The sequence below is a fragment of the Nocardia yamanashiensis NBRC 100130 genome, from assembly GCF_001613325.1.
Classification (GTDB): Bacteria; Actinomycetota; Actinomycetes; order Mycobacteriales; family Mycobacteriaceae; genus Nocardia; species Nocardia yamanashiensis.
Map to the genome: position 1 here is coordinate 262,431 of NZ_BDCD01000009.1, position 23,671 is coordinate 286,101.

The 23,671-nt window shown below is 67.6% G+C and carries 29 protein-coding genes and 1 pseudogene; 13 read left to right on the plus strand and 17 right to left on the minus strand.

From position 1 onward, the window contains the following. The first annotated feature begins 378 nt into the window (after positions 1-378). On the plus strand, positions 379-1,101 hold the full coding sequence (locus tag NY1_RS10260) for a class I SAM-dependent methyltransferase (protein WP_233434271.1): 723 nt from the start codon (positions 379-381) through the stop codon (positions 1,099-1,101). Here NY1_RS10260 and NY1_RS10265 read toward each other — a convergent pair. Continuing rightward, entirely contained in the window at positions 1,077-1,544 is a 468-nt protein-coding gene (locus NY1_RS10265; RefSeq protein ID WP_067710655.1) for a VOC family protein, read from the minus strand. The two genes, NY1_RS10260 and NY1_RS10265, sit on opposite strands and share 25 nt — an antisense overlap. A gap of 127 nt (positions 1,545-1,671) precedes the next feature. On the opposite strand from NY1_RS10265, the gene NY1_RS10270 reads away from it, so the two are divergent. The 4 genes from NY1_RS10270 to NY1_RS10285 all read left to right on the plus strand — a co-directional run bounded on the left by NY1_RS10270 (position 1,672) and on the right by NY1_RS10285 (position 4,880). Next, the gene (locus NY1_RS10270) at positions 1,672-2,370 is read left to right on the plus strand and encodes a hypothetical protein (protein ID WP_067710656.1); all 699 of its coding nucleotides are present in this window, start codon (positions 1,672-1,674) and stop codon (positions 2,368-2,370) included. A 60-nt stretch (positions 2,371-2,430) separates the two neighbouring features. Beyond that, positions 2,431-3,210 (plus strand): arsenate reductase/protein-tyrosine-phosphatase family protein, encoded by a 780-nt coding sequence (locus tag NY1_RS10275; protein ID WP_067710657.1) that lies wholly within the window; start codon positions 2,431-2,433, stop codon positions 3,208-3,210. Next, positions 3,207-3,602, plus strand: a complete 396-nt coding sequence (locus NY1_RS10280) for a VOC family protein (RefSeq protein WP_067710658.1) — start codon at positions 3,207-3,209, stop codon at positions 3,600-3,602. Before NY1_RS10275 ends, NY1_RS10280 begins: the two co-directional genes overlap by 4 nt. A gap of 102 nt (positions 3,603-3,704) precedes the next feature. Then, the gene (locus tag NY1_RS10285; RefSeq protein ID WP_067710659.1) at positions 3,705-4,880 is read left to right on the plus strand and encodes a serine hydrolase domain-containing protein; all 1,176 of its coding nucleotides are present in this window, start codon (positions 3,705-3,707) and stop codon (positions 4,878-4,880) included. 9 nt (positions 4,881-4,889) lie between these two features. On the opposite strand, the gene NY1_RS10290 is transcribed toward NY1_RS10285, so the two are convergent. Both NY1_RS10290 and NY1_RS10295 read right to left on the minus strand, forming a co-directional pair. After that, positions 4,890-5,324, minus strand: coding sequence for a DUF4189 domain-containing protein (locus tag NY1_RS10290; RefSeq protein WP_169815327.1), 435 nt, complete (start codon positions 5,322-5,324; stop codon positions 4,890-4,892). Between the two features lie 17 nt (positions 5,325-5,341). Then, the gene (locus tag NY1_RS10295) at positions 5,342-5,803 is read right to left on the minus strand and encodes a DUF4189 domain-containing protein (protein WP_067710661.1); all 462 of its coding nucleotides are present in this window, start codon (positions 5,801-5,803) and stop codon (positions 5,342-5,344) included. A gap of 103 nt (positions 5,804-5,906) precedes the next feature. Between NY1_RS10295 and NY1_RS10300 the strand changes: the two genes are divergently transcribed. Further along, complete coding sequence (locus tag NY1_RS10300; protein WP_157762137.1) at positions 5,907-6,893, plus strand: hypothetical protein; 987 nt, start codon at positions 5,907-5,909, stop codon at positions 6,891-6,893. On the opposite strand, the gene NY1_RS10305 is transcribed toward NY1_RS10300, so the two are convergent. After that, positions 6,811-7,542, minus strand: coding sequence for a rhomboid-like protein (locus tag NY1_RS10305; protein ID WP_067710663.1), 732 nt, complete (start codon positions 7,540-7,542; stop codon positions 6,811-6,813). The genes NY1_RS10300 and NY1_RS10305 overlap by 83 nt on opposite strands. 168 nt (positions 7,543-7,710) lie before the next feature. Between NY1_RS10305 and NY1_RS10310 the strand changes: the two genes are divergently transcribed. Together NY1_RS10310 and NY1_RS10315 are read left to right on the plus strand one after the other, a co-directional pair. Next, positions 7,711-9,006, plus strand: coding sequence for a cytochrome P450 (locus NY1_RS10310; protein WP_067710751.1), 1,296 nt, complete (start codon positions 7,711-7,713; stop codon positions 9,004-9,006). A gap of 160 nt (positions 9,007-9,166) precedes the next feature. Beyond that, positions 9,167-9,970: an SAM-dependent methyltransferase gene (locus NY1_RS10315; RefSeq protein ID WP_218028341.1), complete on the plus strand. Its 804-nt coding sequence runs from the start codon at positions 9,167-9,169 to the stop codon at positions 9,968-9,970. On the opposite strand, the gene NY1_RS10320 is transcribed toward NY1_RS10315, so the two are convergent. The 4 genes from NY1_RS10320 to NY1_RS42745 form a co-directional block, all read right to left on the minus strand. Beyond that, the gene (locus NY1_RS10320; RefSeq protein ID WP_067710664.1) at positions 9,971-10,843 is read right to left on the minus strand and encodes an NAD-dependent epimerase/dehydratase family protein; all 873 of its coding nucleotides are present in this window, start codon (positions 10,841-10,843) and stop codon (positions 9,971-9,973) included. Between the two features lie 223 nt (positions 10,844-11,066). Next, on the minus strand, positions 11,067-12,017 hold the full coding sequence (locus NY1_RS10325) for a phosphotransferase (RefSeq protein ID WP_169815328.1): 951 nt from the start codon (positions 12,015-12,017) through the stop codon (positions 11,067-11,069). A gap of 297 nt (positions 12,018-12,314) precedes the next feature. Beyond that, the gene (locus NY1_RS10330) at positions 12,315-12,503 is read right to left on the minus strand and encodes a hypothetical protein (RefSeq protein ID WP_067710665.1); all 189 of its coding nucleotides are present in this window, start codon (positions 12,501-12,503) and stop codon (positions 12,315-12,317) included. Further along, positions 12,500-12,676, minus strand: a complete 177-nt coding sequence (locus NY1_RS42745; protein ID WP_157762138.1) for a hypothetical protein — start codon at positions 12,674-12,676, stop codon at positions 12,500-12,502. The genes NY1_RS10330 and NY1_RS42745 overlap by 4 nt, the downstream gene beginning before the upstream one ends. Here NY1_RS42745 and NY1_RS10335 point away from each other — a divergent pair. Both NY1_RS10335 and NY1_RS10340 read left to right on the plus strand, forming a co-directional pair. Further along, entirely contained in the window at positions 12,675-13,760 is a 1,086-nt protein-coding gene (locus NY1_RS10335) for a helix-turn-helix domain-containing protein (RefSeq protein ID WP_233434272.1), read from the plus strand. The two genes, NY1_RS42745 and NY1_RS10335, sit on opposite strands and share 2 nt — an antisense overlap. Further along, a complete protein-coding gene (locus NY1_RS10340; RefSeq protein WP_067710667.1) occupies positions 13,750-13,953 on the plus strand; it encodes a DUF397 domain-containing protein in 204 nt (67 codons plus the stop codon). The genes NY1_RS10335 and NY1_RS10340 overlap by 11 nt, the downstream gene beginning before the upstream one ends. 174 nt (positions 13,954-14,127) lie before the next feature. On the opposite strand, the gene NY1_RS10345 is transcribed toward NY1_RS10340, so the two are convergent. Together NY1_RS10345 and NY1_RS10350 are read right to left on the minus strand one after the other, a co-directional pair. After that, positions 14,128-15,066 carry a sigma-70 family RNA polymerase sigma factor gene (locus NY1_RS10345; protein ID WP_067710754.1) on the minus strand — a complete coding sequence of 313 codons (939 nt, stop codon included), beginning with the start codon at positions 15,064-15,066 and terminating at the stop codon, positions 14,128-14,130. Between the two features lie 11 nt (positions 15,067-15,077). Further along, on the minus strand, positions 15,078-16,262 hold the full coding sequence (locus NY1_RS10350) for an NAD(P)/FAD-dependent oxidoreductase (protein ID WP_067710668.1): 1,185 nt from the start codon (positions 16,260-16,262) through the stop codon (positions 15,078-15,080). 154 nt (positions 16,263-16,416) lie between these two features. On the opposite strand from NY1_RS10350, the gene NY1_RS10355 reads away from it, so the two are divergent. Next, positions 16,417-17,280 carry an SGNH/GDSL hydrolase family protein gene (locus NY1_RS10355; protein WP_067710669.1) on the plus strand — a complete coding sequence of 288 codons (864 nt, stop codon included), beginning with the start codon at positions 16,417-16,419 and terminating at the stop codon, positions 17,278-17,280. Positions 17,281-17,415: 135 nt separating this feature from the next. Here NY1_RS10355 and NY1_RS10360 read toward each other — a convergent pair whose 3' ends face one another. After that, a complete protein-coding gene (locus NY1_RS10360; protein ID WP_067710755.1) occupies positions 17,416-17,724 on the minus strand; it encodes a PadR family transcriptional regulator in 309 nt (102 codons plus the stop codon). A 310-nt stretch (positions 17,725-18,034) separates the two neighbouring features. Next, positions 18,035-18,511, minus strand: a complete 477-nt coding sequence (locus NY1_RS10365; RefSeq protein ID WP_067710670.1) for a carboxymuconolactone decarboxylase family protein — start codon at positions 18,509-18,511, stop codon at positions 18,035-18,037. A gap of 133 nt (positions 18,512-18,644) precedes the next feature. On the opposite strand from NY1_RS10365, the gene NY1_RS10370 reads away from it, so the two are divergent. Together NY1_RS10370 and NY1_RS41870 are read left to right on the plus strand one after the other, a co-directional pair. Beyond that, complete coding sequence (locus NY1_RS10370) at positions 18,645-19,535, plus strand: RNA polymerase sigma-70 factor (protein WP_233434273.1); 891 nt, start codon at positions 18,645-18,647, stop codon at positions 19,533-19,535. Positions 19,536-19,614: 79 nt separating this feature from the next. Next, positions 19,615-19,785 (plus strand): annotated as a pseudogene (locus tag NY1_RS41870) (DUF255 domain-containing protein); the annotation flags it as partial. 392 nt (positions 19,786-20,177) lie between these two features. On the opposite strand, the gene NY1_RS10380 reads toward NY1_RS41870, so the two are convergent. The 5 genes from NY1_RS10380 to NY1_RS10400 all read right to left on the minus strand — a co-directional run bounded on the left by NY1_RS10380 (position 20,178) and on the right by NY1_RS10400 (position 23,645). Beyond that, positions 20,178-20,828 (minus strand): TetR/AcrR family transcriptional regulator, encoded by a 651-nt coding sequence (locus NY1_RS10380; RefSeq protein ID WP_067710673.1) that lies wholly within the window; start codon positions 20,826-20,828, stop codon positions 20,178-20,180. A 44-nt stretch (positions 20,829-20,872) separates the two neighbouring features. Then, positions 20,873-21,547, minus strand: a complete 675-nt coding sequence (locus NY1_RS10385) for a DsbA family oxidoreductase (protein ID WP_067710674.1) — start codon at positions 21,545-21,547, stop codon at positions 20,873-20,875. A 47-nt stretch (positions 21,548-21,594) separates the two neighbouring features. Further along, positions 21,595-22,113 (minus strand): DoxX family protein, encoded by a 519-nt coding sequence (locus NY1_RS10390; RefSeq protein WP_067710675.1) that lies wholly within the window; start codon positions 22,111-22,113, stop codon positions 21,595-21,597. A gap of 35 nt (positions 22,114-22,148) precedes the next feature. Beyond that, complete coding sequence (locus NY1_RS10395) at positions 22,149-22,682, minus strand: cupin domain-containing protein (protein ID WP_067710676.1); 534 nt, start codon at positions 22,680-22,682, stop codon at positions 22,149-22,151. Positions 22,683-22,844: 162 nt separating this feature from the next. Further along, complete coding sequence (locus NY1_RS10400) at positions 22,845-23,645, minus strand: alpha/beta fold hydrolase (RefSeq protein ID WP_067710677.1); 801 nt, start codon at positions 23,643-23,645, stop codon at positions 22,845-22,847. Between the last annotated feature and the right edge of the window lie 26 nt (positions 23,646-23,671).

Here is a 23,671-nt window from a genome sequence, read left to right on the forward strand (position 1 = left end):
AGGGGTGTGACCGGCCCGAGAACAAAGCGACGACGGTACCGTTGAGCTACCACTACACCACCGCACGCGGTGACACGCGTACGGGCCGGAATCGAACCGACGCCGCCTGAACCCGAATCAGATGTGAAGTAACCGTTGTCTGCGCACCGGGCCGGTGCACACCATGCCCCCGAGATAATTGTGGCGACAGTGGAAATACCGCTCCCGAAGCGAGCCATCGCCCCCTGAGTGGAGCGACCAGGAATTGAACCCGAAGTAACTGTCACCGGCGCACCGGGTGCGAAAAGAAAAGTACGCCCGGCCGATTCACCGCCGCAACCGAATTACGCTGCTGGAAATGTCCTGGTGTGCGGCCGGGCGCTGTGTGAGGCTGGAACGGTGACCGATCGACTGGATTCCGAGATCGCCGGAGAATTCCTGCTCACCGCGCGGTCGCTGGCCGAGTATCGGGCCATGTTCGCGCTCGGTGCGGACGAGCTGCGCGGGCGGATTCTCGACTGCCCGGGCGGTGCGGCCAGCTTCGCTTGCGAGGCAGCAGAATTCGGGGCCGAGGTGATCGCCGTGGACCCGTGCTACGCGCAGCCGGCCGGGGAGTTGCGAGAGACCGCGCTGGCCGATACCGATCGCGGAAATGCCTGGTCCGCCGCGCACGCCGGCCTGTACAGCTGGGATTGGTACGGCGGCGATCCGGCCGTGCACCGCCGCATGCGGCACGCTGCGGTGCGCCGGTTCACCGCCGACCTGAGCGAACATCCGGGTCGCTACGTCGCCGCCGCGCTGCCCGCATTACCGTTCTCCGACAACACCTTCGACCTGGTCCTGTCCTCACATCTGCTCTTCACCTACGCGGACAGGCTGAACGCGGATTTCCATCTCGCCGCGCTGCTCGAACTGGCGCGGGTGAGCCGGGGCGAGGTGCGGCTGTACCCGCTACTGGACCATTCCGGGGAGGACCTCGCCGAGTTGGTGGCCTGGGTGCGGGCGGAATTGCGGGCCCGCGGCGTCGGCAGCGCGCTGCGACCGACCGTCGCGTACGAATTCCAGCGCGGGGCGGATCGGCAACTGGTGCTGAATCCTCAACCCAGCGTGGGCGTTTCGTAGAGCGAGAAACCGCCCTTCCCGTCGGTGTCCACGCCGACGAACCTCCCGGCCCGGAACGGATTGTTGGCCAGGAATCGCACCACCAGATTGTCTGGATCGATGATGTCCAGCACCGCCCCGTATTCCCCGCGGTCGTAGACCTCGCCGCGCGTGCATTCCAATTCGTCGGCGAGGGCGGCCAGCGCGTGCAGATCGTCCACGGAATCGACCTCCAGCGCGAATACGTCGAATCCGCCCAGATCGGGCTTGCCCACGCAGTATTCGCGTTCCCGCAGCGCGATGCCGAATCCGGAGCGATGCATGAGCTGAGCGCCGCGCAGCACACCCTGTTCCCGGAATTCGCCGGCCAATTCCAGCCCGAGCAGATCGCAATACCAGGCGACGCTGCGCGCCAGATCGCTCACCGGCAGTTTGACATGGCGGATACGGGCGAACCCGGGCATGGTGCCTCCTGTGTCGGGATCGGGTGCGGCGGCCTGCGTGAGCCTTCTGCAGGATGCCACCTCCCGGCGTTTCCGTCAGCGGTGACGTGCGATGACGTCCGAATTCGTTCGGGGGCATGATAGGCGGATGCTTTCCACCGACCAGCTCGCGCAGGCGGACCGCGTGCCCGCCGTGATCGTCACCCCGCTCGGCACCGTCGAGTTCACCGTCGCACTGGGTTCGGACACGCTGTCGCAGGTGCCGGATACCGTGTGGCGCTTGCCGAACGGCGCCCGCCTGCACCGCTGGCGCACCCGCACCGCCACGGTCGATCTGCTGCTGGGCAGCATCGACGTGCCCGCCGCGGAGAGCGGTGAGCGCATCCCGACCTGGGCCGCCATCTGGCAGGTGGTGGCCGACGCCCCGGTGCCGGGCCTGACCGTGGCGGCGGAACTGACGGACCGGCCCGCCGGAGCGGACGGCGGCGGCGACCCCGGTGAATGGCTGGCGGCGGTCAGCCTCGAGGACGAGAACTTCGTCGTCTCGATCGGCGGCCCCGACACCGAACTCCTGGCCATGCAAGCCGCCGACGGCCGCCTGCTGCCCGCCGACTGGGCGGACGTGCTGCCCCCCGACGGCGACGACAGCGCCTCCGAATACGGTGTCCGCTACACGAATCCGGCCCGCCTCGCCTGGCACCTGCCCGGCCTGGCGACCGGCGAAGCCCTCCGCCTGTGCATCGCCACCGCCTGGTGCTCCCGCGCGGGCGACCCCTCCGCCGCCTGGTACGCCGTCGACGTACCCCTCGACACGGCGTTCTACCACCTGGCCACGAACCCGGCCTGAGCGTGTGCCGGCCGAATTACATCAAATCCATTTGATGTATTGAGTGCTAGGCTTTGGTGCATGGCGCCCACCCGGCACGAGCTCCCGCCGTTCGTTCAACTGGCCGCGCATCCGGTGCGGTGGCGGCTGCTGACGGCATTGTCGAGCGGCGACCAGCGTGTTCGCGAACTGGTGGCGCTGGTGGGCGAGCCGCAGAATCTGGTGTCCTACCACCTGCGCCTGCTGCGTGACGGCGGCCTGGTCACCATGACCCGCAGCAGTCACGACGGCCGGGACAGCTACTACCACCTGGATCTGGACCGCAGCGCCGAATTGCTCGGGGGTGCGGGGGCGGCGCTGCATCCGGGACTCCGGATGACGCCCGCCGCAACGGAATTCGAGACCGCGGCGCCGCCGGTGGTCTTGTTCGTGTGCACCGGCAACAGCGCCCGCTCCGTGATCGCGGAGGCGCTCTTGCGCCGGCACACCGGCGGGCGGCTCGAAGTGTTCAGTGCCGGAACGGATCCGAGGCCGGCCATGCACCCCGATACCGTGCGGGTGCTGCGCGCGGACTTCGATATCGACCTCGCCGGTCGATGTCCCCGCCACCTCGACAGCCTCACCGGGCAGCGGTTCGATCTGGTGATCACGCTGTGCGACAAGGCCCGTGAACGCTGTCCCGAATTCGGCGGTGAGGTGCGCCGGATCCACTGGAGCATTCGCGATCCGGCGGCCCCGAACGCCGCGAACACCGGCGGCTATCCCGAATTCCGGGCCACGGCCGCCGAGATCGACAGCCGGATCCGGTATCTGCTGCCGACCCTGAATCTTCTCGACTCCACGAACAGGAGTGTCCGATGACAACTTCCACCGAATACGCCGGCGTCCGCTACCTCGTCGACGATGTACAGGCGGCCGTCGACTTCTACACCACCCGGCTGGGCTTCACCCTGCACAACAGTGCCGCGCCCGCCTTCGCCGACGTGGTGCGCGGGCCGCTGCGATTGCTGCTGTCCGGTCCGGCGAGCTCCGGCGCGCGGGCGACCCCGGCCGATGCCGCCGAACCGGGCGGCAATCGCATCCATCTCATCGTCGACGACCTCGATGCCGAGATCGAACGGCTGCGTGCGAGCCAGGTCGAATTCCGGAGCGATCGGATCAGCGGCCCGGGCGGCCGGCAGATCCTGATCGCCGATCCGGCAGGCAATTTGATCGAGCTGTTCCAACCCGCCGAGCGCGCGGCGCGGCGCTGACCCACACCCGCCCGGGCCGTCACGACTCCGAGGTGCGCGGGAGCCGCCAACTCTTTGCCACTTCCGGCCGCGGCCCCGGCGGGCCCGTAGGCTCGGCACACGATGAGCGAGATCGAACTACACGGGTACGCGGACGACGGCTATGGCAAGGTCGCTGATGCGTTCAGGCGCAACTTCACTCAGCGTGGTGAGATCGGTGCGGCGGTCGCGCTGTACGACGGCGAGCGGGCGGTGGTGGACCTGTGGGCCGGGTATCGGGATCGGCGGCGGGGACTGGAGTGGGAGCGGGACACCATCGTGCCTGTTTATTCCTGCACCAAGGGTGTCGCGGCGCTGGTGGTGGCGGCCCTGGTTTCGGGCGGGCACCTGGATTACGACGAGCCGGTGGCGCGCTACTGGCCGGAATTCGCCGCGCACGGCAAGGGCGCGGTCACGGTGCGTGCGCTGCTTGATCACCGTGCGGGCTTGCACGCGCTCAGCGGTCCGCCGCTGACCATCGCCGATCTGGGCGATCTCGATCGTGTCGCGGTCGTGCTGGCCGCGCAACGTCCCGCGTGGACGCCGGGACTCCGGCAGGGCTACCACACCATTTCGTTCGGCCTGTTCGTCAACGAGCTGGTCCGCCGCGCCGATCCGCGTGGCCGCAGTATCGGGCAGGTGCTGGCCGAGGATATCGCCGCGCCCTTGGACCTCGACTTCACCATCGGTTCGGCCGATCCGCAGCGGCTCGGCCGGCTCGCGAAGCTGGTTCGCACCGGCGGCCTGGCGATCCGCCACGAGCGAGATCCCGCCTGGCAGTTGGGTATCGAGCTGCTGGTGCGCCGCGGCGACTTCTACCGCAGCACCATCAGCCCCGACCTGGGCATGCCCGAACACTTCGATCGACCCGAGCTGCTCGAGGTGGAGGTGTGCGGCAGCAACGGCATCGGCAATGCCCGAGCCCTGGCCCGCGTCTATGGCGCGGCGGTCGGCGGATCCCCGAAACTGCCTGTCGGTGAAGCGATCCTACGGCATCTGGCTGAGCCCGGCCCGGCCGCCGAATCCGACGCGGTGCTCCGGGTGCCCACCCGCTATCACGCCGGTTTCCGCCGCTCCTGCGACCGCTTCGCCTTCGGTTCGGCCGACCATCGCGCCTACGGCACCCCGGGACTCGGCGGTGCGCTCGGTTTCGCCGATCCCGCCACCGGCCTCGGCTTCGGTTACACGCCGAACCGACTGGGCCTCACCATCAACGCCGATGTGCGCTGCCGCGCCCTGATGGCCGCCGCCTTCTCCTGACCCGTTCCGTCACCCCGCGTTCGAGGTGCAGATCGTGTCCAGTACGAACAGCGGTTTCACGGTTTCGAAAAGCGGCGGCTGGTGCAGATCCGGCCCGGCCAGCTTCCTGGCGTTCGCTTCCGCTTCGGCGGCGGTAGCGCCCACGCCGGACGTGTAGGACGGCACGACCGCGTAGATGCTCCAGGTATCGCGTTCGAGCACGACGCCGCACTGATTGTGCACTCGCACTTGGATGTAGCAGGCGTTGGAGGACTGACGACAGGTGTCCAGCGCGGCTTGGTCGGCTTCGTGCTGGGTGGGGTAGTCGAACGCCGCACCGACATTGAACCCGCCCGTCGCGATCGCGCCGTAGAGGTCACGGGCGGCGTGCGCCGGAGCGGCCCCGCCGACGAGAAGCGTCCCGGCGGCGACGGTGATCATGGGCGCGGCGAATTTGCGCAGCATCGGCATGGTTCCCGGCCTCACCGCGCGCTCGAAGTGCACGCGGTCTGCTTGACGAACGGCGCCGAGGTCACAGTGCTACCCCAAGCGGCCTGTAGGGCAACGGCCCACGGCTGCAAGGGAAAAGGAGCCTGCGATAGCGCCATCTGTTCCGCGTCGGCCGCGGTGGCGCCGGTTCCCCACCACAGCGAGGACGCTCCGGGCACCAGCCCCCACCACCCCCGATTGGGCAGCTCGACCGCGGACCCGCAACTGTTCTTCAACTCCAATTTGATTACGCAATAAGACTTCCCGCACGCCTGCAACGCGGCCTGATTCGCCGCCTCCTGCGTCGGATAGTCGACCGCATCGAACACCTGCGAATAGTCGGTAGCCATCGCACCGTAAGCACCCGCCGCCTGCGCCGTCCCACCCCCGACACCGGCCAGCGTCCCACCCGCGGCAATCGCGACGGCCAGCGTGAACTTACTCGACAACGACATGCAACCAACCCCCGTTGGGCTCTACAGCGATACCCGGGCATCATCGCGGCGATTGTTCCGTGTGTCCAGTCCTGTCCTGATCTTCGATGGCTAGTCTCGCGAGATGAGTTGCAGCACAGCCTTTGTCCTGCGCGACGCCGATGGTCGTTGCCTGCTGATGGGGCAGAAGCAGAGCTGGTGGGACCTCACGCGCGCCGACCACCTGGCCGAGGCCCTGGCGGCCATTCGGCAGGTGGGCGTGCCCGCGGAACGGGCGAGCTCCGACTTCCTGGGCCGATATCACTGCAACGGATTCGCGCTGGATCTACTCGAAAAGCGTTGCCATCTCTATGTCTGCGGTGAGGGCCAGGGTGCGACGTATTTCGACAGCTACGCGGCTCGTTTCGGGGCACAGCCACTGTGGGCCGGATGGGAGGTGCGCTACGCCTGGGGCGGGCACGAAGAGCTCGCGCTGGCCATACCGCAGGCCGCCGGGGCCGTGAGTCCGGATCTCCGTCCGCCGGCGACGAGTTCGTCCACACCGTTCTTTTCCCGCGACGAGTGGTTCATCGATTGGGACCCGGTGCGACGGGAAATAACGGTGCGCGAGAGCGAATGGTCCGCCGATTGGCAGGACTCGCCCTGTGCGGTCCTCAGCGTGATCGGCACAGGCAACGCCGTGCTGGATTATCGGCTGGAGGACGAATACGTGCTGGACTGGCTTGCGGAGCAAGGGGCTTCAGGGGTCGCGGTGCTGGACCGGGAAGCCCCGTATCCGCTGCCGCACGAGAGCCTCGCGCACGCGGGCGCGGTCATCGACACCGCCGCAAAACGGTTGTCCTACTGGACCTTCACGTTATCTCGGCCCGCATTGCACGATTACGTGGTCGACGCCTGGCCTGGATGGCGCGTCGAACGTCTGCCGTTCGGCTATGCCTGCCACCTGGCGGTCACCGGTCGCGCCGACCACCAGGTGCTGATCGAGCGCGAGCAGTTGCTCGCGAGCTATTGGTGGGACGAGGCGCTGGTCACTCATCGTGAACAGGCTTGCCGCTCGGCCTCGCTGTCTCCGGCGATGTTTCAGTTCTGCCGAGTGATCGCAGCACCGTGAGCGGATTCCAAGGCCCGGGGCGGCCACGGGTGAACGGGTAGCAGGCGAAGCCGATCAGCATGGCGCTGAAGTGGCCGAGTGAGGTGAAGGTGCGTTCGGAAATGAGCGGGGCGGTGTAAACGACTGCCACGCCGAGGATGTACAGCAGGCGCCAGGGGAGGGCGATGCGGTAGGCGAGGACCGCGACGATGCCGGCGAGGGCGTAACTGACGCCTACATCGAGGGTGAAAACGGCGTCGGGGGAAGCGTTTCCGTGACGGATGGCCCAGTAGAGGGCGCCTTCGCTGAGGTATGTGGCGCCGACGTGGGCGAGAACGAGGACGGCCAGCCAGCGCAGGGTGCCCAGCCAGCGTTCGGCCTGGGCGTGAAAGATGGTGTACAGCACCGCGTATGGGAGCCAGCGGCTGCCGTCGATCCAGAAGGCGCTGCTGATGAGAACGTGGATCGGGTCCTCGGCCAGGTGGTGCAGGTTGGTGGAGCGGTTGCCCAGCAGCTCACGGGCGGCTTCGGGCGAGAGCCGGCGCACGACCATCGTGCTCATCAGGAGGATGGCCAGCCAGATGTAGGTGCCGGGGGCGCTGCGAAGGTAGGACCAGATGGCGCGCGGCACGGAGCGGAGCCGGTTGCCGTCGGGTTGCCTATGGGTCATTAGTTCAGTCTTGCGTATCGGCCTGTGCGGGTGGTTGATCAGCGAGTCCGTGTCGGCAGGTTAAGCGAGATCACGAGTAGCGATCCGGTTGCGAACTCCCGGGTAGGCGGGATGCGGCGGGATAATCAGGGTTCCGTCGAACCGCTCGAATACAAGGGGGTGGGATCGATGTCCCGCACTCTTCCCATTCTTGGCGATGCGTGGCCGTTGTTGCGGGATCCGGTCGGTTTTCTGGCCGGACTGCCCGCACGCGGCGATCTGGTGTGGTTGCGGCTGGGGCCGATGCCGATGGTCATGCTCTGCGATCCGGAGCTCACCTATCGGGTCCTCAAGGACGACCGCACCTTCGACAAAGGAGGTCCGTTCTTCGACAAGCTGTCCGACCTGTTCGGGGACGGGGTGGGCACCTGCCCGCAGTCCAAACACCGGCGGCTGCGGCGGCTGGTGCAGCCGGCGTTCCGGCCCGGGCAGATGCTGCGCTATCAGGAGGTGATGCGGGAAGAGGCCACGCGCATGGCCGAATCATGGAGTGCGGGCGAGGATTTCGACGTCTGCAAGACCACCATGGCCTACACCGGGCGGATAGCGTTCCGGACGCTGTTCTCCGCGTCGCTGACCGAGGAACTATTGGACGGGGCGCTGGCCGACCTGGACGATTTCGTGGCCGCGGTGCCCCGGCGCATGCTCACCCCGGACTGGCTGGCCCGGCTCCCGCTGCCCAGCAACCGCAAGTGGCGGAACACCATCGCGGGTTTGCGCGACGCCATGGACAAGATCATCGAAGAGCGCCGGCGGCAGGGCACCACCGAGGAATCGGATCTGCTGGCCAGCATGATTCTCGCGCACGACGACGAGGACGGCTGGCTCACCGACGACGAACTCACCGATCAGGCAGTCACTTTCGTGGCCACCGGCACCGAAACCAGCGCCACCACGCTGGCCTGGGCCATGTATCTGCTGGCCGTGCATCCGAAGATCCAGCGGCAACTTCGCGAGGTGGTCGCGGCGTCCGAGCACCCCTCCTTGACCGATACCGCCGACGAGGCGGCGGCGCTGTGTCATCGCATCGTGCAGGAATCGCTGCGCATGTACACCCCGCCGTGGATCCTCACCCGCGTCACCACCGTCGACACCATGCTGGGCGAGCATCACATTCCGGCCGGCACCGCGGTCGCCTACAGCGCGTACGTCCAACATCGAAACCCGGACATCTACCCCAATCCGGACACCTTCGATCCGGAGCGCTGGAACCCGCAAACAGCCCAGGCGCCATGCACTTTCATCCCGTTCGGCGAGGGCCCGCGGGTGTGCATCGGCTCCCGCTTCGCGATGCTCGAGCTCACCGCGGCCCTGCAGGCCGTCGCGGCGCGCTGGGAACTGAGCACGATCACCGATCGCCCGCTGCGCCCGCGCATCGGCACCACCGTCGCACCCCATGGACTGCGATTACGCGTCACCACGTGATACCAACCCGTTCCGTTCGCTGTGCCGATGACGGTATCGTCGTGGGAACAATCCACGCTCCGGAGCGATCTGGAATAGCCTTCCATCGTGATCGCCCGGACCGTGGGCACGGCCCCGCGCGATCACCGACCGCTGGTGCACCGAAAGGTATGGGTGACAGGTGAATATCAACGCCATGCGCGCACGGCAATCTCGGCCGAGCGTCGCTCGTACGTACAGCTATATTCTCGGCGGCCGGGACAATTACGGAGCCGACAAGGATCTCGGCGACTCCTTCAAACAGGACCTGCCCGGTTCCGAACAGCTGGCGATCACGAACCGAGCGGCGGTGCTCCGGGCAGTGCGCATCATGGCCCAGTCCGGTGTCCGGCAGCTGATCGATATGGGCTGCGGGCTCCCCGCCGAACCGAACGTGCACGATGTCGCCCGGCAGCATCAGCCCGAGGCCCGCATCGTGTACATCGACAACGATCCGTTCGTGGCCCCGCACGGTCGCGCCCTGCTCGCCATCGACGATCGCATCGCCATGCTCGAGGCCGATGTGCGCCGCCCGCAGCAGATTCTCGAGCAGCCGGATGTGGAGCGGCTGATCGACTTCGACCAACCGGTCGGGCTGTTGTTCAGTGCGGTCCTCAGCTTCGTCGAGAACGACGAGGACCCGGCCGGCGTGGTCCGTTTCTGGGCCGACCGGCTCGCCCCCGGCAGCTTCGTCTACATCTCCCACTTCCGCCCCGGCCAGACCCGCGAGGCCGCCGCCACCGAAGGCAAGATCCGCGAGGCCTTCGGCGGCCGCTTCCGCTCCGACGCGGAAATCCTTTCCTTCTTCGGCGGTCTCGACCTGGTCGACGAGGGTCTGCTGCCCTGCCGGCAATGGCACATGGACGCCGATATGCCCACCACCGCGGAGAAGGAACTCACCAGCTGGGAGGAGCTCATCGTCGCGGCGATGGCGCGCAAATCCTGATCAGGCGCTGAAGCCGGTGCGCCAGGAAGCGTGCATCGGCTTCCAGCCCAAGGCGCGAGCGCGGGCATTGCTCGCGCCGCGTTCCCATGCCGCACCGCCCGGCACCGCTTCGGGGATCGGCGCGCCGAACGCGGCGGCCAGCACGGGCACCCATTCGCTCGCGGGCGCGGGTTCGTCGTCGACGATATTGACGGGCCCGTTCGGCCAGTGCAGCGCCGCGACCGCGGCCCGCGCGGCATCCTGCACGTGCAGGAACGAGCGGATTCCGGAATTGGCGGGCAGTCCGGCGAGTCCCGCGGCGGCCGGATCGCTGTTGTCGCCGCGCAATACCCGATCGGCCACTCCGCCCCGGCGGTACCAGGTGCCGGGACCGTAGAACATGCCGTAGCGCAGCACCACGTGGTGCGGCATCTCGGCGACCGTCTCTTCCAGCCGGCGGATCCCTTCGACCGAGATCGAACGTGGTTCCGGCGCTTGCAGATCGAGCGGGGTGGATTCCTCGGCCGGTCCCGTACCCGGCTCGTACGCCCACGAAATCGACTGTGCCACCATGCGTTCCACCCCGGTGCGGCGGGCCGCGTCGACCAGATGGCGAGTACCGACCCGGCGAATGCGCGCATTGTCGACCGGTGAGCCGCCGCCCAGCGCGGTCAGCTGGTGGATGATCGCATCGGGCGCGGCCGCGGCGACAGCGCGTTCCACCGCCGCCGCGTCGAACACGTCCAGGAGCACGCTCTCGGCGCCCAGCGCCCGCACCCGTTCGGCTCCGCTGGTCCGGGAGGAGGTTCCGACCACCTCGTGCCCGGCCGCCAGCAGCTCCGGAATCAGGAATCCGCCGATCGCGCCGCTGGCTCCCGCCACGAAAACCCGCATACCGCCCTCACTTTCGCACCGATCCGGTCCGGTCGTCGGAACTGCGCGGCGATGCCGGGCACCGGTCCTTCGATCAGTGCGTGCGCGGAGTTCCCCGGCCGATCTTGAAAGTACCCGACGGTCGGTTGCACACCGGCTGCCTGGGTTACCGGCGCTGGTTTCCCACGGCGCAACGCGAGTTCGACGTCGAACACTCCCGGCACGAATTGCGGGCCGATCGGCCTTACCGCGAGCCGAGTACGCCGATCGACTCGAGCAGCCCCTGCCAGCTCATCCGGTCGTTCTCGCTGTCGCCGTGCGGGATTCGGAAACCGTGCGAGTAGAGGGCGACTTCGGTGAGATCCCAGCGCAGGCGGTAGAGGTCGAGCAGTTCGGGGAGCAGCGGGTGGCCGGTGCGTTCCGTATAGCGCTGTAAGGCGGTCGGATCGGACAGGTCCCAGAGATCGCGTTCGGGTGGGGCGATGCGGGCGGATTCCCAGTCGATGAGGACGTAACCCGCGGGGGTGCGCATGGTGTTGGCGGCGTGCGGTTCGCCATGGGTGAGGACGGCGCGTTCGGGATGCGATCGTGCGATCGTCGCCAGCGTGTCGTAGCGGGCCAGCGCAGCCCGGAGTTGTGCTCCGTGCTCGGCGACGAGCTGCACGGCGCGCCGGGTATAGGGGCCGGTGATTTCTTCTGGGGCGCTGGGATTGTCGAGTGCTTGTTCGAGTTCCGCACGGCGGTCGATCTCGAACGTGTCGAGCGGTGCGGCCGACCAGAGCGCGGGAGCTGCGGTGTGCAGCGCGACGAGCATATCCAGCACGGCGTTCGAATGATCGCTGTCCTGGTACTCCCCGAAGGCGAAGCTCTCGCCCTGCAAGTGCGGATAGAGCGAGACCGCGTACTCGGCGCCCAGCGCGGCCGTCGCACGACCGCCGAGCGTCGGCACCGGCGCTATCACGAACTCGAACCCGCTGTCCCGCAACCGGAGTGCGGTCCCGAGCGCCGGCTCCAGCGTCGAGCGCGCCTCGTCCACGGTGACGAACCAGTGCTCGCCACGGTCGTCGAACAGCTCCCAATGATGGCTGCCGAACCCCACCGGCCGGTATTCGAGGCTCCGCACCGCGAGACCCCAGCCCGCGCGCAACACCGACTCCGGATCGTCCTCGCGAAAACCCTCCGGTGGATTGAGCACGATTCCGACCCTAGCGGTCGATCGGGTTGTGCAGCGGTGTGGCGGCCCCGCACCGGCGACGACGGACCGCCGTGCCCGTTCGTGACTACTCGTCATGAGCAAGCCGGCCGCAGCTGATTCTCGCGTTCGACGCGTGCCCGGATCGCCGCGACCGAGTACCGGTCGCGGCGGTGCCGGGCCGTGCTGGGGTGCCGGACCGCGTGCTGCCGTGCGGCAAAAGCCGCGCTGAGCACGGAAACAACGGTGAGTAAACAGATTTCGATGAACATGCCGGGCCTCTCGCTGCTGTCCGCGCGCTTACCGCTGCGGCCGGGATGACTCGGGCGGAACGCCCAGATATTCGCGAGCGCTGATCCGCCGCGGGCACGGCGGTTCGCAGCTCTCGTGCAATGCCAGAATGCCGTCCGCGCGTTCGCGGGTGATCGGCACGATCCGCCCATTGCCGCAATGGTCATCGACCCACGAGACCGGATCGGTGGCGGTCATGGCAGATCCAGCTCGATTCCCGCCGAACGGCAGGCGAATTCCTGAAGCGCGGTCCGCGCCCGCTGCCGCACCCGGCACGCAGTGCGTTCGCAGTAGCGATGCACCCGCCAGGCCAGCGGCGCGTGCTCCCGGATCAACGGCCCGGGATCCGTCTCGCAATCAAGCAGATTCATGGCAATCCTCTCGATCCGGTGGTGCTCCCTCGGCCGGGCGCGATACCAGGAAAACGCGGAATATGGGCGGTGTCAGGTCTTCTCGGATGATCCGATAAGGATTTTTCGAAAGCCCAGCAACCCATCCGACCTGGCTGTCATCCTTGATCCGAAGCGGATTTCAACAGCCATCCGAAACGGAAGGACCGTTATGCCGCACGCGGGCCTGAATCTGCCGCTCCGCCAGCTCGGTCGGCACCTGCGGGATTGGCGACTGCGAACCTCGATGAGCCTCGAAGAGGCCGCGAGGCGTTTGGAGGTCGGGGCGACCACGCTGCAACGCGCCGAGAAGGGTGGCAACAGCCGGATCAAGACCTACTTCGTCGAAAAGGCTTGTGAGCTCTATGGAGTGCCCGGCGAAATCCGGGACGGAATGGTCGGTTTGGCGAAGCAGGCCGCGACAAGCACCAACTGGTGGCATTCCTATGGCGATGTAATTCCGAAGGACTTCGATGTGTACGTCAGCCTCGAAGCTCTCGCGCGTACGGTCATCTCCTACCAGCCTCAGCTGGTCCCCGGATTGCTGCAGACCACCGATTACGATCGCGTTCTCGTAGAACAGATCTGGCCCGACGGTCCCCCGGAGGAGTGGGATCGGCGCATACAGATCAAGGCTCACCGCCGGCACATCGTCATGCGAAAACTCGAACCGGCCACCCTGGATGTCGTCGTCGGCGAGGCAGCCTTGCGCCATGTAGTCGGTGGCCCTGCCGTCATGGCCGCCCAGTTGCGCCGCCTCATCGAACTGCCTGCGTTGCATCCGAATATCCGGCTGCGAGTTCTCCCGTTCACGGTCGGCTTCCCGGGCGGTAGTGTCATGCCCCCGTTCGTGGTCCTCCAGTTCGATCACGACGCCACGGGCGAGCCCGTCGAGCCGCCTGTCACGTATCTGGAATTCGCGGTAGGCGGTATGTACCTCGAGAAAGAAGCCGATGTCAGCTTCTACACTCGGAGCTACCAGCGACTGAAGCAGGCCAGCCTGTCAGAAGCCGAATCTGCAAGCCTGCTGGTGCGGGTAGCGAAGGAGTACGAGCGTGAAAGATGAACGAGCCACGGTGAACTGGTTCAAGAGCAGCTACAGCCAGGGTGGCCAAGAATGCGTCGAGGTCGCGTTCCTCGGCGACGTGGTCGGGGTGCGGGATTCGAAGGATGCCGGGGGCCCGGCGCTGATGTTCACGCCCGCGGCTTGGGATGTGTTCACCGAGGGCGTCAGCAGTGGTGCTTTCGATCGCGGTTGAGGTGATCGACTTCATGGGGCCCGTGGCAGCGCGGTCTTCCCGGTGGCCGGTGAAACCACCGGCGACACCGTCGAATACGAACCCCTCGCCCTGGGCCCGTCGAACTGACGGCACCGTCCGCGATCCGCTCGCCCGGGCCGGTCCCATCCCGGCCGCAGCGCGCCCCACTGCGATTCACCAGGATTCGATCAGCGGGGCATCGAGTTGCCGCCCTTGCCATTCCGCGTTGATCCGAGCCAGGCGGGCCGGGGCGGCGATGCTGCGGATGGCCGCGATCTTCTCGCCGCGAACTTCCAGGATCGCTACGCCGACGACCCGGTCGCACATGGTGCCGACCATGGCCGGGCATCCGTTGACGATCGCGGCATGCAGCGTGGGTGAGCCACCCACCAGACCTCGTTTGGCGGCAGTGGGTTTGAAGCCGGACCGGATCGCGGTGGCGAGCCGGGCGGGGTTCGTGTAGCTGATCACGCGCTTGGCCAGGCCGCCGAGGCCGTCCGAGGTACCGACCGCGTCCTCAGTCAGCAATGCCACCAGCTGGTCGGTGCGGCCCGAGGCGGCGGCATCGACGAAAGCCTGGACGATGCGGCGGGCATCGGCCGGGGCGATGCCGGTATCGCCGGCGGTGGGCGTGATGCGCCGGCGAGCCCGATGGGTGTGCTGCTGGCTCGCCGATTCGGTAATGCCGAGTATCCGTGCGATCTCGGCATGGCTGTACGAAAAGGCTTCGCGCAGTACGTAAACGGCGCGTTCGACGGGCGACAGCTGTTCCATGAGCAGCAGCACGGCCAACGTCACCGATTCGCGTTGCTCCACGGTGTCGGCCGGGCCGAGCATCGGGTCGCCGCTCAGCAGCGGTTCCGGTAGCCACGCGCCGACCGCGCGTTCGTGCCGGGTGTGCGCCGAACGCAGACGGTCGATCGCCAGATTGGTGACGGTTTTGGTCAGCCAGGCTTCCGGCACCTCCACATACCGGCGATCGGTGGCCTGCCACCGCAGGAACGCGTCCTGCACCGTGTCCTCGGCGTCGGCGGCCGAGCCGAGCATGCGGTAGGCGATCGCGGACAGCCGATCCCGGCTGGCCTCGAAACTCGCCACGGTGGCAGTGTCCATGAGCATCGACATTATCGGGCGACCAGGTCGGTCGAGGTTTCCCGAACGGCGCGGTAGTGGTGGCGGAGTTTGCCGAGATTGGGGCGGCCGACGGCCCAGCCGCTGAGTCCCACGATCGCCGACTTCACGCGCGCGGCCGGGCGACCGCAGACGGCTCCGCGCCTGGAACGCGCCTCGCCATCGACCAATTGCAGGATCCCGTCCCGGCGGCCGAGGCTGATGTGGTTGCCGACGTAGGGCAGCGCGGCCGCCTCGATCTTGCGGCCGGTCAGGTCGCCGATGATGGAGGCCGTCGCCTGCGTGCTGGTGAAGCCGGCGGACGCGCACGACATGGGCAGCTCCCGGCCGTTGTCGCCGATGACGAACGCGCTGTCGCCGGCCACGTAGATATCGGGGTGCGAGACCGAGCGCAGTTGCCGGTCGACCGTAATGCGGCCGTCGGCCTCCACCGCGAGCCCGGCGGCCGCGGCGATCGGATGCGCGGCGAACCCGGCGGTCCAGACCGTCGCATCGGAAGGGAAGACGGAGCCGTCGCCGGTGCTCACCGTGTGCTGCTCGACGCGCGTGACGGTCGTGTTCTCGTAGATCGCGATACCGAACCGGTCGAAGGCGCGCAGCAGGTGCCGGCGCGCCTTCGGGCCCAGCCAGCCGCCGAGTTCACCGCGGGTCACCAGGCTGACCTGAAGTCCCGGATGGGATTCGGCGATCTCGGTGGCGGCTTCGATGGCGGTCAGATTGCCGCCCACCACCAGTACTTCCGCGCCCTCGCCCAGTTCGTCCAGGCGAGCGCGCAGGCGCAGCGCGGCCGGGCGCGACGCCACATGGAAGCCGAACTCCTCGACTCCCGGAACACCGTGATCGGCGATGGTGCTGCCCAGGGCGTACAGGAGAGTGTCGTATTCGAGCTGGTCGATGCCACCGTCCCCGGCGATCGTGACATTGCGGCGGCCGGCGTCGACCCCGAGCACCCGCGCCACTCGCAGCTGGATCCCGGTGCCCGCGAACATCTCCGCCAACGGCCGGTGCCGCAGCTCGTACCCGGCCGCGAGCTGATGCAGCCGCAACCGTTCGACGAAGTCCGGTTCGGCGTTCACGACGGTGATCTCGAAGTCGTCGGCATGCAGTTGACGCGCCAGGAATCCGGCGGAGACGGCCCCGGTGTATCCGGCGCCCAAAACGACGATGCGGTGCTTCATGATTCGCTCCTGTCTGGTTCGCGTGCCTCTTGAACGAGACAGGTCCCGACTTCCTGACAGGGCGGGCAGTGATCTGGATCACCTGGGGTCCGGGCCTGATGACAGCGGTCGATACCATGTGCCCGCGCACCCAGTTGGAGACCGGAGGGTACACATGTCGGTTGTTCCGCGTGTTCTGATCGCGACCGTCGCGATGGGTCTGGTCACCGCCGCGCCGGTGTCGGCCGAGCCGATTCCGTCGGGCGCTCGGTATGTCGCCCTGGGCAGTTCGTTCGCCGCAGGCCCGGGCCTTCCCGACACCATCGACGGCGGCTGTGCACGGTCGGCCCGGAACTACCCGCACCAGGTCGCGGCGGCCGCCGGTCTGGATCTGGTCGATGTGACCTGCTCGGGTGCCACGACCGCGAACATTCTCGATACGCCGCAGTCCGCCGGTGATTCGCGGCCGCCGCAACTCGAGGCCGTCACCGCGGACGCGCGACTGGTGACGGTGACCATCGGCGGCAATGATCTGAACCTGGTCGGCTCGATCATCGCGGCGAGCGGTTGCGCCGCCGTGCTCGGCCCGGCGGGGCAGCTCTGCGAATCACTCACAGGCGCAAAGCAACCCACCGCCGCCGATTACGACCGGGTAGAACGCGCGTTGATCGCCGTGGTCGACGCGGTGCATGTCCGAGCGCCGTCGGCCGAAGTGCTGCTCGTGCAGTACCTGCCCCCGGTCGCGCAGGACGCCGCCGTATGCCCCGCCGCGCCGATGGATCGCGATCAGGCAGCTCGTGCGCGCGTGGTCTACGACAATCTCATCGCCCTCACCGCGCGAGCGGCCGAACAGGCTGGCGCGCAGGCGATCTCCGTCTCCGATGCCGACCTGCACGGGCCGTGCGCCCGTGAACCGTGGGTGTCCGGTCTGCTTCCCGATATCGATGCGGGACCGGTTCAGCGGCTGAGCGGGTCGTATCACCCGAACCTGGCAGGCACGACCCGCGTCGCCGAGCGGATTCTCGCGGGTATCGGCTAGCGACGAATCTGCGTGCGCTACCGCCTTTTTCGAAGGGATTCCTGGTACTTGCCGACGCGGGCAGCGCCGCCGCGCGCGCTTCGAAAGCCTTGGATTCCTTGGTCAGATCACTGCCCGTGACCGTCGCCCAGAAGCTCATCGTCCACTTCCCTTGAGCTCGTCGATACGAGACGAGACGTAGTCCCATTTCGTCCAGAAATTCGCGAGTTCCTTCCGCCCGGCTGCGTTGAGCGCGTAGAACTTTCGCGGCGGCCCGACATCGGAAGGCCGCTTCGTGACATCGACCAGCCCGTTCTTCTCCAGCCGCAACAGAATCGCGTAGATCGTCCCCTCGATCACATCGGTGAACCCGAGCTCGTTCAGCCTGCGCGTAATCGCATACCCATACGTCTCCTCGCCCCCGATGATCTCGAGAACACACCCTTCCAGCGTGCCCTTCAACATCTCGGTCAAGTTGTCCGTGACGACCTCCTGCGATCGAACCTCGCTACTCAGTGGTACTGACTACCAATAGGCTGTACCACTGAGTAGTGCCGAGTCGGTTGACCCGGGTTTCGTGGATGCGCGGCCGGGGTATCTTCTCGGAGTCCTGAAGGGTGACCCGTAACGGGTACGTCGGGTTCTAGGAGCGCCATCATGTTCACCGCGCTGCCATCGGTATGTGTCGCAATGATCGCCGCCGCCAACGCCAACTCCCTCCTGTCTTCCCCCTCCCGCGATCGATTCGATCCGCGCCCGGAGTCGCAGGCGACGGCTACACGGCAGCAGCGGGTTGATAATCCCCGCCCCGCTGCCGGTTCATGACCGCGAATCGATTGGTGGCGTTGATGAGTGCGATGAATACCACCAGCGCGGCCAGCTGATCCTCGTCGTAATGTGCGGCGGCCTGCGCCCACGCCGCGTCGGTGACCCCGCCCGCGCCATCGGCGATGCGAGTGCCCTGCTCGGCGAGTTCCAGTGCGGCGCACTCGGCGGCGGTGAACACCGAGGTTTCCCGCCACGCCGCCACCAGGTTGATCCGTGTCGCGCTCTCCCCGGACTGTGCCGCGTTCTTGGTGTGCACATCCGTGGCATAGCTGTCGCCGTTGATCTGGCTGGCGCGGATCATCACCAGGTTCTGGATGGTCTTCGGCAGCGCCGACTCACCGATCAGCACCGGCGCCACCGCGCTGTAATGCCCCAGCGCCTTGGCGACGACCGGGCTGCCGAAGAGGTTCAAACGTGCATTCATGATGTGTCCCTTGATCGTTCGGATCCAACGAGCACAAGATGCCGACCGTCCACGCCCCGTGACACCGCGTTCCTGTGACCCATCCCACCCGGTGCCGATGTCACAAACCGCACCCGATCGGCATCGTGTGCGTATGAGTCCCACCGCCGATGACGCCACCGCCGCCTTCGTCACCCATCGCAACCTGCTCTTCACGGTCGCCTACGAAATGCTCGGCTCGGCCGCCGACGCCGAGGACGTGCTGCAGGAGACCTGGATGAAATGGGTGGGCGTGGATCTCGGCGATGTGCAGGATCGGCGGGCCTATCTGGTGCGCATCACCACCCGCCAGGCGCTCATGCGATTGCGCGCCCTCGGCCGTCGCAAGGAGTCCTACGTGGGTCCGTGGCTACCCGAACCGCTGCTCACCACCCCCGACGTCGCCGAGGATGTCGAGCTCGCCGAAAACGTATCGATGGCAATGCTTCTCGTCCTCGAAACCCTCACGCCCACCGAGCGGGCCGTCTTCGTCCTCCGCGACGTCTTCGACCTCCCATACGGCGAAATCGCCGCGGCCGTAGCCAAATCTCCGTCCACCGTCCGCCAGATAGCCCACCGCGCCCGAGCTCATGTCGCTGCCCGCCGCCCCCGAGGCGCCGTCACCCCCGCCGAAACCCAGGAGGTGATCACCGCCTTCCAGCACGCCATCGAAACCGGCGACCTGCAGGCCCTGCTCGACCGCCTGGCTCCCGACGTGGTCTTCCTCGGCGACGGCGGCGGCATCAAACAAGCTGCCCTGCAGCCCATTACCGGCGCCGCCACGGTAGCCGCCCTCCTGCTCGCCAGCCTCCCCCGAATCGGCCGTGAAATGGCGGTCGAACCCGCCCATCTCAACGGGCACCCCGCTCTGATCCTTCGCCTGGCCGGCGAAGTCGACACCGTCATGGCCATCCGCATCGACGACAACCTGATCACCGGCCTCTACTCGGTCCGTAACCCCGAAAAACTCCTGCGCTTGGCACACGAGACCGCCCTGCGCCGCTGAGCGCGGCCATCACCGAGTGCTCGGCGCGCACGTGCGCGGATTACTCTGCAAGTGATGGCCCACGAGTCTCCGGAGGGTGATGGGTGTGAACCGATTGGCCGGTGCTACCTCGCCGTATCTGCGTCAGCATGCCGATAATCCGGTGGATTGGCGGGAATGGGATGCGGGGGCGCTGGCCGAGGCGGCGGAGCGGGATGTGCCGATTCTGTTGTCCATCGGGTACGCGAGTTGTCACTGGTGCCACGTGATGGTTTAAGGTTACTAGCCTTATTCATGCAGGTAGATGGCATATTTTTGGCCTGGATCGATCATTCCGCGCTCATTCGGTCGGTCGAACGCCGGTTTGATTCGGGCGCATCCGGCACCTTGCCAGCTTTGGTTCGGCCTACGGCTCGAGCAACTGGCTTTAGTCAGATCCGGACCCGGTCCTCACACCAGTCTTAAGTAGCCGAATGTAGTGCCTTGATCCACCAATCCGGGGCCACAGTTCGATGATCTCTTTGTCGGTCAGTTCGCTGGTATCGACGATCGTCTCGGTGTCACCGGCCCGGGCTGTCAGGAGTTGTTCGGTGGTCGAGACGAACACGGTCACAACAGAATTCCTTCGAACTCGATGTGTGATCGGCGCGCGCGGCGGCGCGGTCAGGGCTGGGTGGCGAGGGCGGGCCAGAGGGTGGTGGTGAGCTGTTCGGGCAGCTGGGCGCGGGTGGCGGTGTCGTCGCCGCGCAGGAACGCCCCGAAGAAGCCGCCGAAGACCATGGTCGCGATGGTGCGGGTGTCGATATCAGCGCGGACGGCGCCGCGGTCGATCAGCTGGCGCAGGACGTGTTCGACCTGGGAGACGCGGGGTTCGACGGCGCGGGTGACGACATGGGCGAGGAGTTCGGGCACGCGTTCGGCTTCGCTGATGAATCCGCCCTGCAGGATGATGGCGTCGGGGTTGTAGTAGCAGGGGTCGACGCGGCGGATGGCTTCGGTGAACGCCTCTTGCGGTGTCATCTCGTCCAGAGGGAAGGGTGGGGTGGCGGCGAGCTGGGCGCGCAGGCCGTAGTCGAGGGCGTCGATGACGAGTTCGAGTTTGCCCGGCCACCGCCGATACAGGGTCGGGCGGGTGACCCCAGCGTCGGCGGCGATATCGCCCAGGGCCATGCCGGTGTAGCCGTCGGTGACCAGGCGTCGGCGGGTCGCGAGCAAGATCGCCTCGTCCACGGCGGGATCGCGGGGCCGCCCGCCGCGCGGCCCGGACTTGCGGGTCTGCGGGTGGTCGGTGGCGTCGGCGTGCTGTCCGGTCATGGCCTCCCCGATCGTGTTTCGTTACAGGCCACGACTGTAATCCTTCATCGGGTGCAGCCGGTGTCGAGGCAGCACGCCGCCGTGGCCGAAGCCACGGTGGTGGCGTGGGAGAGCAGGTCGGTGAACTGGGCGAGGGTGCGGGCGCCTTCGATTACGCCGTGGCCGTCGAGGACGAAGGTGGGGACGGCACGGATCCCGGCCCGCAGGGCGCGGTCGATGCTCGCGCGGACCTCGGCGGCCCCGGTATCGGTGGCCAACGCCGTGGCGATCCGGTCGCCGTCCAGCCCGGCTTCGATGGCGAGCACAACCAGGGCATGCGGGTCGGCGATGTTGGTGCCGTCGGTGAAGTAGGCGCGTTCCAATGCTTCGTCGACCGCCGCCGCGGCGGCGGGGCCGCCGTCGCGGCGCGCCAGCCAGACCAGGCGGTGTGCGTCGAACGTGTTCACCGCCAGCGCGCGGTCCAGCCGCATCGGCAGGCCCTCGGTGGCAGCGATGTCGGCCACGGCGGCGTGTTCGTCACGGAATGCCGGGCCGCCGCGCGCGGCCCAATACTGCAGCAACGGTTGCGGGGTCGTGGGTAGGGCCGGGTTGAGTTGGAAGGGAAGGTAGTTCACCTCGACGTGGTCGCGATGGCCGAATGCGTCCAGCGCGCGGCGCAGTCGCGCCTTGGCCACGAAGCACCAGGGGCAGGAGATGTCGGAAACGACGTCGATCTTCACTAGAGGGATTCCTTTCACCGATTCTGTTGCCGCGCCGCGTGGTCCGGTCACGCCTTCACCACGGCGGCGGCAGGTGCGGGCCGGTAGAAGGCGACCAGTTGCACGGCCCCACCGGCGAGTCCGAGGCCGACCGCGATGACCAGTCCGGTCCAGCCGGTGAGTACGGGGTGGCTGAACAGCAGTTGTTCGAGGCTGGCGCGCCCGGCGCCCAGGGTGGCGACCGCGACGGCGGCCAGGGCGATAATCAGGTTGTATTCCCAGCCGGAGTCCATGACGAAGAACCCGTTGCGCCGGTGGACGGTGACGACGGCGACCAGCATCAGTGCCACGAACGCGGCGGCCGCGGGCGCGGTGAGGAACCCGGCCGCCAGCGCGAGCCCGGCGGCGATCTCGGTCGCGGCGGCCAGGCGTGCGTGCAGCGCACCCGGTGACATTCCCAGGCTTTCGAACCAGGCCGCGGTCCCGGTCAGGCGGCCGCCGAGGAAGATCTTGTGATAGCCGTGCGCCATGAGCATGGCGCCCAATCCGGCACGCAACCCCAGCACGGCAGCATCGAACGAATTCATGTCCCTCGTCTCATTTCTCTTGTCTGCCTGCGTATTTACCCGTGTGCGACGGTGGTGCCGTGGGTGGGTGGGTTCAGGTGGTAGCGGGCGATCACGTCGTCGAGCCAATCGGGGTGGCCGTAGGTCAGCCCGTAGCGGGCGGCGAGGTCGTCGAACGCGGTCGCGGGTGTGGTGCCGGTGGCGGTGAGCTCGCCCAGTTCGGCGAAGTACTGCTCGAAACCGCCGGGGATGATGATCTCGACGATCCGGCCCGGGGTGTCCCCGGCGTTCCACATGGCGTGCATCTCACCGCGCGGCTTGATCACGTATCCGCCGGGGCCGAGCACGGTTTCGGCGTCGCCGGAGCGGAATCCGATCTCGCCTTCGAGCACGAGCGAGTACTCGTCCTCGAAGGTGTGGGTGTGCGGTGGGGTGATCTGGCCGACTGCGAAGGGGTGCTCCACGATCGACACCGCGCCGTGGGTGAGGTGGGTGTCGAATTTGAGGTCCGCACCGAATCCGGGGATCGGCACGTGCCGACCCTCGCCCGGTCGCAGGACGGTGAACGGCGGAATCAGGGTGTGCTGCATGAGTTTTCGTCCTCTGGGTCACGCGAGCGCGCGGGTTCGGCTGTCGCTGTCGAGGCGAGTTCGACTCGGGCGTCGTCCTGCTCCGGCGCGGCTTCGGTGGTGGTGATTGCCGCGCCGGCGGGGAGGGGCGCCCCCTCCCCGGTCCCCGGCGGAGATTGCGGGTCAGCGGGTGCCCTGGTACGCCTGTTCGATCACCTCGGCGACGGTGTCGGGGTGGCTGAGCATGACCGCGTGTGAGGAATCGACCTCGGTGACGGTGGATCCAGCGCGGTCGGCCATGAACCGTTCCAGGCTCGGCGCGATGGCGTGGTCCTTGGTGGCGACCACAGCCCACGACGGGAGGGTCTTCCATCCGGCGGCCGTCGCGGGTTCGCCGAACGCCTCGGCGGCGACCGGGCGCTGGGAGACCGCCATGTAGGCGGCGGTGGCGGCGTCGACGTCGGCGGCGAACGCGGTCGCGAACTGGGCGTGGTCCAGCCACACCTCGGTACCGGTCGACCCGTCGGGACGGGTGTACTGGAACACCTGCTGCGGCAGCGGCGGCACCGACGCATCCGCGTGGGCTTCCAGCAGGCCACCGAGAGCCTCGCCCGCGTCGGGGACGAACGCCGCGACGAACACCAGGGCCGTGACGTCGGTGATGGCGGGGGCGGCGTTGGAGATGACCGCTCCGGCATAGGAGTGCCCGACCAGGATCTTCGGGCCCTCGATCCCGGCCAGGACGCCTTGGAGGTAGGCGCTGTCGTGGGCGAGGCCGCGCAGCGGGTTCGGGACCGCGATCACCGGGAACCCGCGCCGGTGCAGCCGCGCGGCGACCGGCCCCCAACCCGACGCGTCGGCGAACGCGCCGTGCACCAGCACCACCGTCGGCTTCGGCGCCCCATCGTCCTCACGGTCGGTGTGCGCGCCCGGCACCAGGGAGGTCAGGGCGGCCTTGATCGAGGCGGCGAAGTGGTTGCTCATGAATGTCTCTCCTTCAAACGAGGGTG